Origin of the sequence: Azospirillum thermophilum (assembly GCF_003130795.1) — a bacterium.
GTDB lineage: Bacteria > Pseudomonadota > Alphaproteobacteria > Azospirillales > Azospirillaceae > Azospirillum > Azospirillum thermophilum.
In genome coordinates this window covers 46450-63433 of the sequence record NZ_CP029359.1, presented here as the reverse complement: position 1 = coordinate 63433, position 16984 = coordinate 46450, and the positions used below count along the sequence as shown (strand labels likewise).

Genomic DNA, 16984 nt, shown 5'->3' with positions numbered 1-16984 from the left:
AAGCGCCCCGGACAGGGCCGTTACGGTCGGGCCGGCATCCTCGCCGTCGCGGCCGGGTTCAGCCGGCGGCGTCCGGACCGAGGCCGATGACCTCCATCACCCTCGCCGGGGCAGGAGGGCGAAAGGCCTTGACCTGCAGTTCATAAGCGATCGCCCGGCGCCAGATCGCGACGGGTTCGAAGCCTGCCTCCTGCAGGACCCGCCCCAGGACCTTGGGCGTGAAGCCGGTGCGGTGCGCCATGAAGTGGTTTCCGGCGGCGATCGCCGCCCCGAAGCCGAAGATGATGTCGAGCGGCGAGACCGGCCCGACGCTCGACATGTAGAGCGGATCGTCCAGGCGATCCTCGGCCACGATCTGGGCGATCGCCTGCAGGTCGGGAACGAACAGCATCAGCATGCCGCCGGGGCGCAGGACCCGCAGGAACTCTCCCAGCGCCCCCGGCACCTCGTGCGCATGGAGGTGCTCCAGGTTGTGCGACGACCAGACGGCGTCCATGCTCCCGTCCGGGATGGGCGACATGTCCGTCATCGATGCGACGACGTCCGGCCCGACCCCCGGGTCGATGTCGAGCCGGACCTCCTGCCAGGTCTCCGCCGGGAAGAGCGGGCCGATGGCGCTGGTGCCACGAGGCCCGCAGCCGACATTGAGCACCGTCTTGCGCATCGATGCCCCCCGGGCCGTCTTGTCCGTCGTCTGGGAAAGGGACTGAATCATCGCCCAGGAGCCGGCTGGGTTCAGAGGAAGCCCGGCCGCAGACCGGCCTGCTTCTCCACGATGCGCAGCAGGATGCCTTCCAGGGGATCGCCGATGGCGTCGGACCGGCAGGGGGTGCCGTTCAGGCCGGGAGCGGAGCGGTGGCCGCTGACGAACGCGCCCTCATAGTGGCAGTCGAACCGCTCGGCGGCGGCACCGCGCAGGCGGATCGAGAAGCCGATCAGCGGCGTGCCGAGGCCGCGGCTGCCGCACATGTTGCCGCCGGAGATCCAGGGGGTCTCCCAGCCGTTGGCCGTCAGGCCCTTGTACTCGATGTCCTCGGGAGCGAGGCCTTCCACCGGGGTGATGGAGAAGGCTTCGATCCACTGCCGCTGGCCGACGCAGCCGGCCCAGTTGCCATCGGCGAAGCGCATATCGCCCTGGCGCTGGATGTGGGCCAGGATCTCGGTCCGCGGCGGCCGGGTGATCTGGAGAGGAGCCTGCTGCGGTACCGGTGCCGGACCGATGGGCATCGGAGCCGCCGGCATGGAAGCGGCCTGGGAGATCGGGGCGGCCTGCGGGGCAACCGCGTCGTCGATACGCGCGACCTGCAGGTTCAGCAAGGCGTTCGGCCGGTCGACATGCTTGTAGGAGGTGAGGACCACGTTGGCGGTCCCGCCCGAAACCTTGATGATGACCACGTCGCCCGGCTTGGTCAGCCAGTTGCCCGGCGCCGTTCCGATCATCTCTACATCGGTTCCCGCCGCCGCGTTGGGGGCGGCGGCCAGTTGCACGCTCGGCAGCGGGAAATCGCCGACGACCGCGGCGCCGCCGCCATTCGTTACGATCAGGGAGTAGAAGCCGGGCGTCAAAGCAAGGGTCTGGGCCGTGGCTTTGATCTGGCTGGACTGTGCAGCTTCAGCGGGCGCAGCGCTACCGAACATCGACGATACTCCACGGGAACGGAAGGTTGGGCGGTGGCGGTCCGGCATGTCCGGCGCGGCCAGGCCGCCGGGTCCAGGACCCGGCCGGACGGGAACGGGTGGATCGATTGCTACGCCAGACAGCGTATGAGCGTCAAGGAGACCCAGGAGCGCATCATTGATTGCCGACGCATCCAGCGACGGAGGCAGAAGATGGCCGCCATGGGCGCGGATTCGCTCGCCGAGCGCACCCAGATCGAAGGCGGCGACCTGGAGCCCGGAGCGCCAGGCGGTCGACAGGGCGTAGCACCAGGTTTCCGGCGAGATGGAGGGCAGGAAGGCAAGGTGGGCGCCCTGCGCCCGCACCAGATCGACCGCCTCCTCCTCGTGGAAGCGACCGACCACGAAGGCCCGGCCGGTGGCGAACAGCGGCGGGTCCTCCTCGGTGAAGCCGACCACCACGAACTCCAGCGGCAGGTCGCGCGCCGCCGCGTCCCGCGCGCAGGCCAGCAGGATCTCGTAGCCCTTCTGGATGCCGACGGCACCGATGGTGCAGATGCGCCATCGGCCCTCGCGGGTGCGCGGCGGCCGGGGGCCGGGAACCGGAACCACCGTCTCCCAGGGTGTGACGGTGACAGGGCGGGGCTGGATATGGCGCAGCAGGCGGTCGGCCACGTCACGCGTCGGCACCGTGATCCGCCGCGCTCCGGCGGCCAGATGGCGGCTGCGCCGGCGGAGCGCGGTCACCGTCAGGTCCGGGTCGAAACGGTCCCGTGGATCGGCGGTGCAGCGCTCGCAGGCGGCGAGGTCCGGTTCGCCGCAATAACGGCCGCCGCCGTCCACCAGGTTCACGCGGGGGCAGATCAGGCCATAGTCATGGACGACGAGGTCGTATGGCACCCCGAGCCGTCCCGGCAGATCGAGCACCAGAGGGTCATGGCCCATCAGGTGGTGGAACTCCACCGCCGCGACGCCGGCCTGCCGCAGGGCGGACACGAGTTCCGCGAACTCGGTGCGGGTGCGGAACGTCAGGTCGTGCAGGTCGGGGCGGGCGTCCACCACGATCCGGCAGCGCCGCTCGGCCGGGAGCGGTGCGGGGGACGCGCGTCTGTCGTCGCCTTTCCCTTCTCCGTCCCGCCTTTTCGCATCCCGCTCGTCCCCGGCCTCCTCATCCTCGTCGGTCTCGGGCACGAGGCGCAGAACCCGCCGGCCCTCCGCGCGCAGGGCGGCGCTGCGTTCCTCCACGAAGCGGGCGACGCCGCCGCGGCCACCCAGCGTGACCAGCAGGATGGCCTGGTGGTCCGGTCCGGCCGTCCAGCGGGCAAGGTCGAGCCGCCGCCGCGCCGCCATCAGCGGGTCGTCCTTGATGAAGGCGCGCACCAGCGCATCGTATCCGGGGTGCAGGCTCTCCAGAAGCCGGCCGTTGCGGGCGCCGAGGATGGTCTTGTGGCGACCGAAGGAGCGGCCGCCGACATGCGCGACGAAGACGTCGGCCGCGGCGACATGGCGCCAGCCCCGCTGCCGGGCGCGCAGGCAGAAGTCGTTCTCCTCGCCGTACCCCCGTCCGAAGAGACGCTCCTCCAGCAGCCCGGTCTCCTCCAGGCAGTCATGCCGGATATAGGTGCAGAAGCCGACCGCGGTCGGCAACTCCACCCGCAGGCCGGCATTCACGGTGGCGGCGATCCGGTCGAGCGCCTGTGTCCCGGCGGATGTCGGCGCCGGCGGCCGCTTCTGCCCGGAAGGATAGCTGAGGATCGTCGCGTCGTTGGACAGGGGCGTCACCGTACCGATGTCGGGGGCCGACCATGCTGCGGCCCGCAGCCGGACCAGCCAATCGCCGGCGACCAGCGTGTCCGCGTTGAGCAGCACGACGTCCCGCTTGGCCCGCACCCCGTCGAAATGCGACTTCAGCCCGCGGTTGACGGTGGCCGGAAAGCCGAGGTTGCGCTCGTTGCGCAGCAAGGTGATTCGCCCTTCGGCCGCAAGAGCGTCGAGGTCGCGGGCGAGGTCCGGTTCGGGAGTGGCGTCGTCGACCACGACGATCTCGCAGGGCAGGCCCGCCACCGTGGCGAGGACCGCATGCAGGCAGGCCAGTGTCTCCGACCGGCCCCGGTAGACCGGGATCACCACGTCGATGGCGGCGGGGGGGCGCAGGCTGCGGCCCGGGCGGGCAGGTGGTGGAAGGACGGGAGCCGGCAGCCGGATTGCCCGGTTCGGGCCGGGCCAGGGCAGGGGGCTGCCGGCGAGCGGAGTATCGCCCGCCCCCGCGGTAACCTGCAGCAGGCCGGGGGTCAGCGACGTCTTCTCCAGGTCGAGGAGAAAGCCGTACTTCCCGTCCTCCATTCCGAAGTCCCCGGGAGCCTCGATCGGGCGGTCGGCGGCGAAGGTCACGGATCGGCCGGTGGAGTCGCCGACCCGTACGGCCACCTGCCGTGGGGGATCACCGGGACACCAGGCCCAGCCGGACAGGACGCTGCCTTCCAGCACGGCGCTTCCCTCGACCGGAGCGCAGCGCAGGGGGCGCAGGGGAGACCCCAGCAGCGGCACGCCGCTCAGGGTGAGAGCCAACTCCTCTCCCTCCGTTGTCGCGTCGAGCGGGACGGCAAAGCGGAAGAGGCCCTGCGGCCCGCCGGATCGTCCGAAACGCTGCAGGAAGGCAGGCAGGGCAAGCGCCAGAAGCGGTCCGTGCGGCGAATCGATGCGTAGCACCGAATCCGCGGAAATCCCCTCCTTCACGGACAAGGCGCCGGTGATGCACAGGTCCGGATCGGCTGCCGCCCAGCCGACCGTCATGCCGGAAAGCACCGTATGCTCGGCCAGGTCGGCCAGCAGGGGTGCGATGGCCGGCGGAAAGCGGTGGAGCAGGCGGGCGACCAGCGGCAGCAGCCGGTCCTGGCTGCCGAGACGGGCCAGTGCCTGTGCCAGGGCGATCGACGCGGTCGGGGTGACCGCCTGTTCAGCTTGGTTCTCCAGCAGGGCGACGGCCTCGGCGGGGCGCCCTGCGGCAGTCAGAAGGGCACCGTGAAAGGCCTTGAGGGCGATGTCGTTGGGGGCGAAGCGCGCAGCCCGCCCGGACCAGCGCAACGCTCCGTCGAGATCGTCGCGGGCGAAGGCGCAGCGGGCCAGGCCGGTCGCTCCTTGAACATGGGAGTCCTCGTCCGCCAGCAAAGCGCGGGCGACGTCCTCGGCTTCGGCGACTCGGTCGGCGTCGAGCAGCCGGTCGAGCTGCTGCCGGGATGCCTGATCCTTCAAATCCAGAGGAACTTGCATAGGAGTGAGGATCCCTTCCGGGCACCGGGCCACCGCATCCGCCCTGGAGAGGAATCGGCCGACGGAAAGGCGGAATCGATGGGAACGGACCTGCGACCGGGGAAGAAGGCCGTTGATATAAAAATGGACCCGCCGATTGCTCGGCAGGTCCATAAGGCATGTGCAGGGGTTTTTATTAGACCGCGAAGCTGCTGGCCGTCAGACCAGTGACGCCGGCGATCGTGATCTGCGTACCGTCGCTGAGCGAGATCACCGAGCTGCCGCCGGTGACCGTGACGCTGCTGGCAACCTGGGCGGCGGTCATGCCGTAGCCCTGGACCGCGATGAGGTCGGTGCCGGCCTTGAAGTCGCCGATGATGTGCTTGCCGCCGCCGAAGACCGTGCTGAACACGAAGACGTCGTTGCCGTCACCGCCGAACAGCGTGTCGTTGCCGACGCCGCCGATGAGGGTGTCGTTGCCGGCGAAGCCGCCGATGACGACGTTGGCGGACTTGCTGGTGCCACCGATCAGCACGTCGTTGCCACCGCCGCCAGCGATGGTGGTGTTGCCCGAGCCGCCGAAGATGGTGTTGTTGCCGGCCGCGGCGGCGATGGTGGTGTTGCCCTGGCCGCCGGTGATCAGGTTGTTGCCACTGGTGACGAAGAGCGTGGAGTTACCAGTACCGGCACCGATGGTGGCGTTACCGCCTGCAGCAAAAACGGTATCATTGCCGGCGGCAAAAATCCGGTTGTTGCCGCCGACAGCCACGATGGTGTTGTTGCCTTCACCAGCGGTCAGCACATTGTTGCCGGCCGCAGCAACGACCGTGTCCGACCCCGTACCGCCCAGGATGGTGGCCGCACCGTTGCCCGTGGCGGAAGTGCCGAGAAGCTGGCCACCCGTGCCACCGACCAGGGTCTGGCCAATGCCGGTACCCGCCTGCAGGACAGTCCCAGCCTTGTCGTTGGCGACGAGCAGGTTGTTGTTGCCCGCACCGCCGAGCAGGGTTACTGCGCCGGCAACCGTGGACGCGATCAGGGCGACGCCGGAAGCGGTTCCGGGATCCACAGGGCTGGCGGCGCTGGTCACCAGCAAGGGGGTGCTGGTCAGATTGGCCGAGTTCACCAGGCTGGTGTTCTTGATGATCGCACCCGCAAGGGTGGACGTGTCGGTGGCATTGGTGATGCCACCAGTGATCGTGGACGAAACTGCCATGTTTTGAAACCCCCGCCAAAGTGGCTAAAGCTTTGAGCCTTGTGGCACACACTAGGCTCGATATCATCGGTATGCCCAATTTGCAAGTGCGGAATGAAACAGCCCAATCGGATACCCTGCCCAGGGCACGCGCCGCTTAAGTGGTACACAAACAAACCGAATTCGCCCAATGGACAATAACCGCGGATCCTGCAAAACATTCCGACACATAATGTGCCGGTGGATCTGCCCGGCCTCTTTGGGGAAGATGCACTGTATCCGGTTCCGCGCCGCGCACTGAACGTTCCAAGGAAATCGGACCGCACCTGCGGGTCCGGCCTGCCTCCGGCCGCCCCGCCCGCTACGGCTCGCCGCCCCTGGTCTCCAGAAAACGCCGCCGCCGTGCCATTGTCAGAAGAAACACCACCCGCGGCCATGCGTATCCTGCTGCTCACCCGTTACAGCCCGATGGGGCCCAGCAGCCGTATCCGGCACTACCAGTTCCTGCCGGCTCTCGCCGAGGCGGGACTGTCGGTATCGGTGGCCCCCTTGCTGCCGGACTCCTATCTGGAGGCGCTGTACGCCGGCAAGCCGCGCTCGCCCCTGCGCATCGCCGCCGCCTACGCCGACCGGCTACGCCACATGGCCGGGCTGTGCCGGTTCGACCTTCTGTGGATCGAGAAGGAACTCCTGCCCTGGCTGCCCTATGGAATAGAGAGCTGGTTCCTGCGGAATGCGCCGCCCTACATCGTCGATTTCGACGACGCCTGGTTCCATCATTATGACCGCAGCCGCTGGCCGCTGGTCCGGCACCTCCTGGGGCGCAAGCTCGACCGGGTGATGCGCCGGGCGGCCCTGGTCACCGCGGGCAACGCCTATCTTGCCGACCGCGCCGCCGCGGCGGGGGCCCGGGCGGTGGAGATCCTGCCGACCGTGGTGGACCTCGACCGCTATCCACTACCGCCTCCGGCACCGGCCGACGGACCGGCGGTGGTCGGCTGGATCGGTTCGCCGATGACCGATCACTACCTCAGCCTGATCGCCGGGCCGCTGCGGCGACTCGAGGCGGAAACCGGGGCGCGGCTGAGTCTGGTGGGGGCCAACCCCAAGGTCCTGTACGGCCCTTCCACCGATCACCACCCCTGGAGCGAGGACAGCGAGGCGGGGCATATCGCCGCGTTCGACATCGGCATCATGCCGCTCGACGACACGCCCTGGGAGCAGGGCAAGTGCGGCTACAAGCTGATCCAGTACATGGCCTGCGGCAAGCCGGTGATCGCCTCGCCGGTGGGAGTCAACCGCGACATCGTGGAGCATGGCGTCAACGGCTTCCTGGCCGAGACGCCGGACGAGTGGCTGGAGGCGCTGCGTCGCCTGGCCAGGGATCCCGGCCTGCGGTCCCGGATGGGTGCGGCCGGCCGCGCCAAGGTGGAGGCGCAGTACTCCCTGGCCGTCACCGCCCCACGGTTGGTCGGGCTGCTGCGCGCCGCCGCCGCCGGCTGACGGATGGTCGCCGGAAGGGACTCGACGATGCGCTTTCCGGCACTGCCGCTGGACACCCGAGCGCAAAGTCTGGCAACGTTCCTACCTTGCCGTCTTATATCTTTCGGGTTCCATGGCCGTTTTCGATCCTCAGGAAGCCGCATCCGCCGCCGCATGGCTGTCCGCCGGGCTGGGCGAGTTCTCCGACCGCTCGGTGCTGGTGACCGGCGGAACCGGGTCCTTCGGGTCCCGCTTCGTCCGCACCCTGCTGGAGCGCGCCAGTCCGCGCCGCGTCATCGTCTTCTCGCGCGACGAGTTCAAGCAGTACGAGATGCAGCAGTCCCTGCCGGCCGAATGGCTGCCGCGGCTGCGCTTCTTCATCGGCGACGTGCGCGACCGCGGGAGGCTTGACCTTGCGATGCGGGAGGTCGACCTGTGCATCCACGCGGCGGCGCTGAAGCATGTGCCGACGGCCGAATACAACCCGATGGAGTGCATCCACACCAACGTCTACGGTGCGGAGAACGTGGTCCATGCGGCGATCCGCAACGGCGTCCGGCGGGTGATCGCGCTGTCCACCGACAAGGCGGCCAACCCCATCAATCTCTACGGCGCCAGCAAGCTGGCCTCCGACAAGATCTTCATCGCGGCCAACAACCTGTCCGGCTCGGTCGGCACCCGCTTCTCGGTGGTGCGCTACGGCAACGTGGTGGGGTCGCGCGGCAGCGTGGTGCCCTATTTCCGCAAGCTGATCGCCGAGGGGGCCGACAGCCTGCCGATCACCGACGAGCGGATGACCCGCTTCTGGATCACGCTGCAGCGCGGGGTGGAATTCGTCGTCTCCTGCGCCGCCCTGATGCGCGGCGGCGAGATCTTCGTGCCCAAGATCCCCAGCATGCGCATCGTCGACCTCGCCCGCACCATGGCCCCGCACCTGCCGCAGAGGGTGGTCGGCATCCGGCCGGGCGAGAAGCTGCACGAGGTGATGATCACCGAGGACGACTCCCGCCAGACCGTGGAGCTGTGCGACCGCTACGTGATCGAGCCGGCCTTCTCCTGGTGGAAGCACGAGCCTTATGTGGAGCTGGGCGCCCGGACGGTGCCCGACGGCTTCCGCTATGCCAGCGACAGCAACGACCTCTGGCTGGAAGGGGAGGAGCTGACCAGCCTCCTGGCGGAGACGGCGTGACCGGCGCGCCCTTCCTGCCCTACGGCCGCCAGTCGGTCGATGAGGACGACATCGCCGCCGTGACGGCCGTGCTGCGCGGCGACTGGCTGACCCAGGGGCCGGCGGTGGAGGCGTTCGAGACGGCGCTCGCCGAACGGCTGGCGGTGCCGCATGCCGTCGCCTGCGCCACCGGGACGGCGGCCCTGCACCTCGCGGCGCTCGCCCTGGATCTCGGCCCGGGCGACGCGGTGGTGGTGCCTTCCCTCACCTTCCTCGCCACCGCCAGCGTCGTCCATCATGCCGGGGCGGAGGTCGCCTTCGCCGACGTCGATCCGGCGACCGGCCTGATGGGCGTGCCGCAGGCCGAGGAGGCCATCGCCCGGGCCGAGGCCGCCGGGCTGCGCGTCCGCGCCCTGTTCCCCGTCCATTACGCCGGGCAGGCCGCCGACATGGCGGGGCTGGGGGCGCTCGCCGACAGCCGCGGGCTGGCCGTGGTGGAGGATGCCTGCCACGCGCTGGGCAGCGTCACCCGGAGCGGCGGCGGCGAGGAGGTGCCGGTCGGCGCCTGTGCCGACGGGACGATGACCGCCTTCTCCTTCCATCCCGTCAAGACCATCGCGGCCGGCGAGGGCGGCGCGGTCACCACCGCCGACGCGCGGCTCGCCGAACGGATGCGGGTGCTGCGCAGCCACGGCATGACGCGCCATCCGGCCCCGCTCGCCGACCCGGACGCCGGCTTCGACGCCGACGACTCGCCCAATCCCTGGTATTACGAGATGGCGGAGCCGGGCCACAATTACCGGCTGACCGATATCCAATGCGCGCTCGCGCTCAGCCAGCTCGGCCGGCTCGACCGCTTCGTGGCGCGCCGACGCCGGCTCGCCGAGCTCTATGCGGAGCGTCTGGCGCCGCTGGCCCCCGCCGTCCGGCCGCTGGGGCGCGTGCCCTGGTGCCGTCCGGCCTGGCATCTCGCCGTGGCGCTGATCGACTTCGCCGGGCTCGGCCGCTCCCGCGCCGCGGTGATGCACGGCCTGCGGGAGCGCGGCATCGGAACCCAGGTCCACTACATCCCGGTCCACCGCCAGCCCTTCTGGCGCCGGCGGCTGGAGGGGCTGGCGCTGCCGGGGGCCGACGCCTTCTACGCCGCCGCCCTGTCGCTGCCCCTGTTCCCCGACATGGCGGACGGCGACGTCGACCGGGTGGCCGGCGCGCTCGCCGCGGAGCTGGGGCTCTGACCGGCCGCCCGTCGGGCGGCCGGGCTCGGGATCAGTCGATCTTCAGATAGGCCGGATCCAGCGCGCCGTGGCGGAAGGGAATCCAGTCCTTGTGGTCCGGGCGGTACTGCAGGCCGTAGGGGTTCGTGAAGAAGATGCGGGCCAGCGGCTGCCCGCCCTCGCGGCCGGTGCGCTCGCGGTCGATCAGCGGCGACGGGGAGAAGACTTTGTCCCACAGCTCGGCATTGTCCACCTCGCGCCCCGCGTTCTTGACATAGTCGCGGGCGGCGTCGCTGAGCTGCCAGGCCTCTTCGACCATCGCGTAGTAATCGGGGGTTCCCTCGGCCATGTTCCGCTCTCTCTCGCTTGCCATCGATTAGGCTGCCCAACCCCTCTCTCCTAACCCGGCGGGGCCATGCTCGGAAAGCTGAAATCCGGCCGGAGCCGACAGCGGGCAGGTTTCCCTCCGGTCCGCAGGGGGGCCTTTCTCTTGCGACGCAGGGGGGGTTGCGCTAAAGAGCGTCCACGGTTCAGCCGCTTGGAGTGGCCCGTCGCCGGCGGGCCGGCACACGGACCGAGCCGGCCCGCCGGCACAGGGACCGAGAGATAAGGGGGCCTCTTGCATCCGCGTTACCGCCAGACGTGCCGCGTTTGCGGCTCGACGAAGCTGAAGCCGGTGATCGATCTCGGCGATCAGTATCTGCAGGGGTCGTTCGTCAAGCCGGGCGTCCTGATGCCGCCGACGCGCAAGCTGCCGACGCAGCTCGTCCTGTGCGACGTGACGCAGGACGAGCATGCCTGCGGGCTGCTGCAGCTTGCCCACAGCTTCCCGCCGGAGATCCTCTACGCCAACTACTGGTACCGCTCCGGCACCAACGCCACGATGCGCACCCACCTGCACGGCATCGTCGACAGCGTGATGGGGCTGATCGGGACGCCGGCCCCCACCGTGCTCGACATCGGCTGCAACGACGGCACGCTGCTGTTCCACTATCCCGACGGCACCACGCGCTACGGCGTCGACCCCTCCGACATCGCCAACGAGATCGCCGACCGCGCCACCGTGGTCAACACGGTCTTCCCCTCCGAGCAGGCGCTCGCCGTCCTGCCCAAGGGCGGGCTGGACGTCGTCACCTCCATCGCCATGTTCTACGACCTGGAGGACCCGGTCGGCTTCGCCTCGGCGATCGCCGGCCTGCTGAAGCCGGAGGGCGTCTGGGTCTTCGAGATGTCCTACCTGCCGCTCATGCTGATCCAGAACTCGTTCGACACGGTGTGCCACGAGCATCTGGAATACTACAGCCTGTCGGTGCTGGAGACCATCGCCGCCAAGGCCGGCCTGCGCATCTTCAAGGCCGAGCTGAACGACATCAACGGCGGCAGCATCCGCTGCTACGCCACCCACGCCGCCAACCTGTCCTACGGCAAGCCCGAGGACAAGGCCTTCCTCCACCGGCTCCGCATCCAGGAGTTCGAGATGGAGCTGGACACCGACAAGCCCTACCGCGCCTTCCAGCAGCGCATCGAGCGGCTGCGCGACGACCTCAACCGCATCCTGTTCGACGTCCAGGCGCGGCGCGGAAAGGTCCACATCTACGGCGCCTCGACCAAGGGCAACGTCCTGCTGCAGTGGTACGGCATCAACCGTCTGCTGGTCGACTGCGCCGCCGAGCGCAACCCGGGAAAGGTCGGAGCCCGCACGCTGGGAACCGACATCCCCATCGTCTCCGAGCAGGAGTCCCGCGAGCGCAGGCCCGACTACTATCTCGTCCTCCCCTGGCACTTCAAGCGCGAGTTCCTCGAGCGCGAGCGCGAGACCATCATGAACGGCACCAGGATGCTCTTCCCACTCCCCGAGGTCGAAATCGTCGGGCCCGACAACTACGACCAGGCCCTCGCCAAGGCCGCCACCAGCGCCCAGCAGCTCAACGACCTCCTCCTCAACGCCAAGGTCGCCGGCTGATGATGCACAAGGCAGCCGTTCCCGGGCCGTCGTCCGGGACCGCTGCCGGGCATTGGCGATAGGAGTTTCCAAGGTGACGCGTATCCTGCTCGGCCAGCTCGGTGCCAACGGCGACTGCCTTTACACCACCATCCTGGCCCGCCAGATCCGTCAGGACCACCCCAACGCCCACATCACCTGGGCGATCTCGTCGCAGTGCGCGCCGCTGCTGACCAACAACCCCCACATCGACGAGGTCTGGGAGATCGCGGTCTCCGACTGGTCCCACCACGAGATGGTCTGGCGCATCTTCGAGCGCGAAGCGACCCGCCGGCTGCTTCGTCATGAATTCGACCATGCCTTCCTGTCGCAGATCTGGCCCAACAACTTCCAGAACTTCGACGGGACGATCCGACCCAGCATCCTGCGCAGCTACGGCCGCCCGATCACCGTCCCGATCGAGAACGTCATCGTCCTGACGGACGAGGAGGAGCAGAGGGTCGAGGATTTCGTCCGGCGGACCGGCCTGATGAACCACGAGCACCGCATCCTGTTCGAGTGCTCGCCCAAGAGCGGCCAGTCCTTCGTCACCCCCGACCTCGCCCAGGAGGTCGCCGCCCTGGTCTACGACCGGCTGCCCTCGGCCAGCGTCGTCTTCTCCACCCATCTGCCGATGGCCTTGCGCCACCCGCAGTCCTATCATGGCGGGGAACTCTCGCTGCGCGAAAGCGCGGCCCTGACCCGGTACTGCACATTGTTCGTCGGCGCCGGAAGCGGCGGCACCGTGGCGGCCACCTCCACCGCGGCGCAGCCCCTGCCGAACATCCAGTTGCTGTCCCGCTCCAGGTCGGTGTTCGGCTGCTTCTCGCACGACTTCGCCTATTGGGGACTGCCGCATGGTCACATGCTGGATATGACTGACGAGAATCCGGAGAGGATCGCGCGCTGCATCGTCACCGCTTCCCGGGATGGGATCGGGGCTGCGCAGGCCGCCTATGGCGAGACCATTCCCGTCCGTTTCGATTATTATGCCGAACTGATCGAGATGTGCCTGATCCGGCAGAACCGCATCCTGGACGCCGCGCAGTCGGCCCTGACCACGGCCGGACGGTACGGCTGGCAGCCCGATCTGGCCGCTTTCGCCAGGGAGCGCATCCAGCCGCTGCTGCCGCAGGATCCCGGCTGGATCTTTCCCCATCGCCGCCGCATCGCCGAGAGGCTGGGTGACGAGCTTTCGCAATCCCGGCTGTCCCAGCCCGAGTTCCCGCAGGCGGTAAATCTCGCATCATGATCAAGGCGCTTTACCAGTACCGCCGCTACATCATCAGCAACAGCGTGAACGACCTGAAGAACCGCTATGCCGGGACCAGGCTCGGTTTCCTGTGGAACGTGATCCATCCCTTCACCATGGTCGCGGTGATGAGCCTGGTGTTCTCCGGCATCATGCCGGTGCGGGTGAAGGGGAATTACTCCACCGAATTCAGCATGGCGCTGTACCTGACCTCGGGCCTCATTCCCTGGCTGTTCTTCACGGAGGCCGTCGGCCGCGGCAGCACGGCTCTGCTGGAAAGCGCCCATTTCCTGAAGAAGCTGCCGATTCCGGAGGAGGTGTTCGTCGCGAAGGCGACCTTCACGTCCCTGCTGTCCTTCCTGATCCTGCTGCTGATCCTGTTCACCTTCTCCACGGTGATGGGGCATTTCCCGGACGTCTCGTGGCTCCTGCTGGCGCCCGTGGCCCTGCTGCTGCTGACGCTGGTCTTCGGGCTGGGACTGTTCCTGGCCTGCCTAAACCTGTTCTTCCGCGATCTGGGGCAGATCGTCCCGGTCATCCTGCAGGTCCTGATGTGGCTCGCCCCGATCCTCTACACCGAGGAGGCGGCGCCGCGGCTGCTGAAGACGATCGCGGTGGTCAACCCGTTCGCCCCGTTCCTGTCCGGCTTCCGCTCGGTCCTGCTCTACTACACCCCGCCCGATCCCGGCCTCTGGGCCGCCATGCTGGCCTGGGCGGGGGCGGCGGTCCTGCTCGGCATCGTGACGATGCGCCGCGTCAGAAAAGATCTGAGGGATGTGCTGTGACGTCGTCATCGGTCATCGAGGTCGCCGGCCTCGGCAAGAACTTCAAGCTGTACAACAGCGCCGGAGCCCGGATCGCCAGTTGGCTGCGCGGCGACCGTCCGGGCGACCATAAGGACAACTGGGTCCTGCGTGGCGTCGACTTCACCGTCCAACGCGGGGAGTGCGTCGGCATCATCGGCCGCAATGGCTCCGGCAAGAGCACACTGCTGAAGATGATCACCGGCACGCTGCATCCGACGGAGGGCTCCATCCGGGTCGACGGACGGGTGCTGGCCCTGCTGGAGCTGGGAACCGGCTTCAACGTGGAGCTGACCGGTCGCCAGAACGTCTCGCTGAGCGCCGAGCTGCACGGCTTCGATCCGGACTATGCCACCCGGCGGATGGACGACATCGAGCGGTTCGCCGACATCGGCCCCTTCTTCGACCGCCCGGTGAAGACCTATTCCTCCGGGATGTTCGTGCGGCTCGCCTTCTCGATCTTCCTGTTCATGGAGCCGGACATCCTGATCGTCGACGAGGCGCTGAGCGTCGGCGACCTGTTCTTCCAGCAGAAGTGCTTCGAGGCGATCCAGCAGATCAAGGACCGCGGCACGACGCTTCTGTTCGTCTCCCACGACATGTCGGCCGTCCGCAACATCTGCGACCGCGCCGTTCTGCTCGACGGCGGCCGGGCGACCTTCATCGGCGCCCCCGACGAAGCGGTCATGCATTATTATCAGGCCAACACCACCCCGTCCCCGGCGGGCACCGCCGTCGCCGGAGCCGCCGCCGCGGTGGCCGAGGCGGCTCCGGCAGGCGAGCTGATCGACACGATCCACAGCCGCTCGATTCTGGATGGAAAGGTGCGACTGGGAAACGGTGGGCTGGAGATCACCGCCGCACGCGTCTGCACTGATGCGGGGGCGGACGTGCTGGAGGTCCGTTCCGCCCACTCCCTGAACATCTGGCTCGCGCTGAAGGCCCATGAGCGCATCGTGGAGCCCAACGTCGGGGTGGAGGTCTATGACCGCTTTAACCAGCTCATCTACGGCGTCAGCCTGCGCAATCTCGGCCATGTGCTGGAGCCGATGGAGCCGGGCAGGATGCTGGTGGTGCATTTCAGGCTGCGCTTCTCGGTGATGCCCGGGGAATACTCGATCTCGCTGGCGACGGCGGAGCAGCACGGGACGGATGACCAGAACGCCGGCCGTTTCCTCGACCGGCACGACAAGTTGGGTCCGATCCTGGTCTTCTGGGACCAGCCGATGATGAAGTTCTACGGCGTAGCGGAACTGCATACCGACTTCGAAGTGTTCGATCCCTCCGCCGCCCCGGCCAGGGCCCAGGCCGTCGACGCAGAGTGAGGCAATCCATGGAACCCTCCGCCCCTTCGAGCGAGCAGCCTCCGCCCAATGCGGAGAAGGCCGCTTCCGGACACGTCCTAGAGGTGCGGGGGTGGGGCAGTCCCTTTCCCTTCCGTCTGATGCTGGACGAGGTGGTGCAGGCCGATGCGCTGCGCCGCATCTGCGAGGAGGAGATCGCCCTGGACGACGAGGAGATCGCTCGGGAGGCTATTCCTTTCCCGTCCCGCATCCCCCGCGACCGGCCGCGCTTCGCCCTCTCGGTGGACCACCTGTCCGGCCCCACGGCCCTTCCACAGCCGCCACAGCCGCGCCGCCGCCCGCCTGTGCAGGCCGCCGTCTGGCCCTGGTGGCGCCGGCTGCCGATCCTGCGCCACCTGCTGGACGGCGTGCCGGCCTCCGCCAGGGTGGCGGCCGAGCGGCTCGCCGCGCTCGTCCACAAGGCCGCCGGCAGCAAGACGGTCCGCATCATCGGACAAGGACAGGAGGCGGAGGCGCTGAGGCTGGCCGTGGCGGCGCTCGGCACGGAGGCAGTCCGACTCGACCCAGGTTATGGCCAGGACGCGCCTTGGATCGCGGAGGGCTTCCTGCGCCGTCCGCGGCCGGGCTCCTTCCTCGACTGGTTCCGCATGGCGGTGCCGGACGGGCTGCGGGCGACCGGCCTCATCGTCGTCCTGGATCCGGGCGCCGTGACGGAGACGCTGTCGGTCCTGGCCGGGCACGGCGTCTCCGTGCCGGGAATCGTCGTGCCGCTGTCCGCCACGACCGATCTGCCCGATGCCGCTCCCTTCGGCGCCGGCTTCGGCCTGATTGCGCCGGCCGCCCCGCGCCATGCCCCGTTTCCTCTGAGGAAGGCCGAACACCCCAGGATCTCCCTGGTCACCGTCAGCTACAACCAGGCCGGCTTCCTGGAGGCCTGTCTCGACTCCGTGCTGAGCCAGGGCTATCCGAACCTGGAATATATCGTGATCGACGGCGGATCGACCGACGGTTCCGTCAAGATCCTGGAGCGCTACCGGCCGCATCTCTCGACCCTGGTGATTGAGCCAGACGATGGCCAGTCGGATGCCCTCAACAAGGGATTCCGCCGCACCACCGGCGACATCCTGAACTGGCTGTGCAGCGATGACCTCGCGGAGCCGGGCTCCTTCGCCCGGATCGCCGAAACCTATGTTGAGCACGCCCCGGATCTCGTGGTGGGAGGCTGCGTGCGCATCGGGGAAACCCGCGCGGAAGAGCTGTTTCGGCATCACTGTGCGCTTCCGTTCGGCGGTCCGACGCCGCTGAGTGGTCTCGATCTCATGAAATTCACGCGGTCCTGGCATACGGGCAATTATTTCTTTCAGCCGGAAGTCTTCTTCTCCCGGCGGATTTGGGAATTGTCCGGCGGCTGGCTGAAGCCGCATCTCTTCTACGCCATGGACTATGAAATGTGGCTGCGCATGGGGCTGGCGGGAGCAACCGCCTACCATATCCCCGACATGCTGGCTTGCAGCCGCGTCCATGCGTCACAGAAGACACAGGCCAACAAGCTGTACATGCACCAGATCAAGCAGATCATGGAAGAGTATCGGGACATGGCGGTCGCGGTGCAGGCCGCCTTGGGACAAGCGTCGGCGGCACGCCCCGCTGATGGGGCTCCGCAGATCAGCCTGACCTGAACGATCAGTCAGCGAAGACGTCCGATCAACGGCAACAGAG

Annotated in this window: 12 protein-coding genes; 8 read left to right on the top strand and 4 right to left on the bottom strand. The window is 68.4% G+C overall.

All coding sequences use genetic code 11. From position 1 onward, the window contains the following. Positions 1-58 precede the first annotated feature (58 nt). The 3 genes from DEW08_RS29770 to DEW08_RS29760 all read right to left on the bottom strand — a co-directional run bounded on the left by DEW08_RS29770 (position 59) and on the right by DEW08_RS29760 (position 6082). The gene (locus DEW08_RS29770; protein ID WP_109334281.1) at positions 59-664 is read right to left on the bottom strand and encodes a class I SAM-dependent methyltransferase; all 606 of its coding nucleotides are present in this window, start codon (positions 662-664) and stop codon (positions 59-61) included. A 71-nt stretch (positions 665-735) separates the two neighbouring features. Then, positions 736-4887, bottom strand: coding sequence for a glycosyltransferase (locus tag DEW08_RS29765; RefSeq protein ID WP_109334279.1), 4152 nt, complete (start codon positions 4885-4887; stop codon positions 736-738). A 175-nt stretch (positions 4888-5062) separates the two neighbouring features. Further along, positions 5063-6082, bottom strand: a complete 1020-nt coding sequence (locus DEW08_RS29760) for a calcium-binding protein (RefSeq protein ID WP_109334277.1) — start codon at positions 6080-6082, stop codon at positions 5063-5065. A 414-nt stretch (positions 6083-6496) separates the two neighbouring features. On the opposite strand from DEW08_RS29760, the gene DEW08_RS29755 reads away from it, so the two are divergent. The 3 genes from DEW08_RS29755 to pseC all read left to right on the top strand — a co-directional run bounded on the left by DEW08_RS29755 (position 6497) and on the right by pseC (position 9946). Next, positions 6497-7564: a glycosyltransferase family 4 protein gene (locus DEW08_RS29755; protein WP_109334275.1), complete on the top strand. Its 1068-nt coding sequence runs from the start codon at positions 6497-6499 to the stop codon at positions 7562-7564. Between the two features lie 112 nt (positions 7565-7676). Next, positions 7677-8732, top strand: a complete 1056-nt coding sequence (gene pseB, locus DEW08_RS29750; RefSeq protein WP_109334273.1) for a UDP-N-acetylglucosamine 4,6-dehydratase (inverting) — start codon at positions 7677-7679, stop codon at positions 8730-8732. Further along, complete coding sequence (pseC, locus tag DEW08_RS29745; RefSeq protein ID WP_109334271.1) at positions 8729-9946, top strand: UDP-4-amino-4,6-dideoxy-N-acetyl-beta-L-altrosamine transaminase; 1218 nt, start codon at positions 8729-8731, stop codon at positions 9944-9946. The genes pseB and pseC overlap by 4 nt, the downstream gene beginning before the upstream one ends. A 31-nt stretch (positions 9947-9977) precedes the next feature. Here pseC and DEW08_RS29740 read toward each other — a convergent pair whose 3' ends face one another. Further along, positions 9978-10274 carry a hypothetical protein gene (locus tag DEW08_RS29740; protein WP_109334269.1) on the bottom strand — a complete coding sequence of 99 codons (297 nt, stop codon included), beginning with the start codon at positions 10272-10274 and terminating at the stop codon, positions 9978-9980. Between the two features lie 270 nt (positions 10275-10544). On the opposite strand from DEW08_RS29740, the gene DEW08_RS29735 reads away from it, so the two are divergent. The 5 genes from DEW08_RS29735 to DEW08_RS29715 all read left to right on the top strand — a co-directional run bounded on the left by DEW08_RS29735 (position 10545) and on the right by DEW08_RS29715 (position 16944). Then, complete coding sequence (locus tag DEW08_RS29735; protein ID WP_109334267.1) at positions 10545-11888, top strand: class I SAM-dependent methyltransferase; 1344 nt, start codon at positions 10545-10547, stop codon at positions 11886-11888. 73 nt (positions 11889-11961) lie between these two features. Beyond that, positions 11962-13158, top strand: coding sequence for a glycosyltransferase family 9 protein (locus tag DEW08_RS29730; RefSeq protein WP_109334265.1), 1197 nt, complete (start codon positions 11962-11964; stop codon positions 13156-13158). Beyond that, positions 13155-13943, top strand: coding sequence for an ABC transporter permease (locus DEW08_RS29725; protein WP_109334263.1), 789 nt, complete (start codon positions 13155-13157; stop codon positions 13941-13943). The genes DEW08_RS29730 and DEW08_RS29725 overlap by 4 nt, the downstream gene beginning before the upstream one ends. Next, positions 13940-15286 (top strand): ABC transporter ATP-binding protein, encoded by a 1347-nt coding sequence (locus tag DEW08_RS29720; protein ID WP_109334261.1) that lies wholly within the window; start codon positions 13940-13942, stop codon positions 15284-15286. Before DEW08_RS29725 ends, DEW08_RS29720 begins: the two co-directional genes overlap by 4 nt. An 8-nt stretch (positions 15287-15294) precedes the next feature. Continuing rightward, the gene (locus tag DEW08_RS29715; RefSeq protein WP_146214793.1) at positions 15295-16944 is read left to right on the top strand and encodes a glycosyltransferase family 2 protein; all 1650 of its coding nucleotides are present in this window, start codon (positions 15295-15297) and stop codon (positions 16942-16944) included. The last annotated feature ends 40 nt before the right edge of the window (positions 16945-16984 follow it).

Coding starts and splice junctions, on each gene's coding strand:
- DEW08_RS29770 (WP_109334281.1), bottom strand. CDS start 664: ATGCGCAAGACGGTGCTCAATGTCGGCTGCGGGCCTCGTGGCACCAGC.
- DEW08_RS29765 (WP_109334279.1), bottom strand. CDS start 4,887: ATGCAAGTTCCTCTGGATTTGAAGGATCAGGCATCCCGGCAGCAGCTC.
- DEW08_RS29760 (WP_109334277.1), bottom strand. CDS start 6,082: ATGGCAGTTTCGTCCACGATCACTGGTGGCATCACCAATGCCACCGAC.
- DEW08_RS29755 (WP_109334275.1), top strand. CDS start 6,497: ATGCGTATCCTGCTGCTCACCCGTTACAGCCCGATGGGGCCCAGCAGC.
- pseB (WP_109334273.1), top strand. CDS start 7,677: ATGGCCGTTTTCGATCCTCAGGAAGCCGCATCCGCCGCCGCATGGCTG.
- DEW08_RS29740 (WP_109334269.1), bottom strand. CDS start 10,274: ATGGCCGAGGGAACCCCCGATTACTACGCGATGGTCGAAGAGGCCTGG.
- DEW08_RS29725 (WP_109334263.1), top strand. CDS start 13,155: ATGATCAAGGCGCTTTACCAGTACCGCCGCTACATCATCAGCAACAGC.
- DEW08_RS29715 (WP_146214793.1), top strand. CDS start 15,295: ATGGAACCCTCCGCCCCTTCGAGCGAGCAGCCTCCGCCCAATGCGGAG.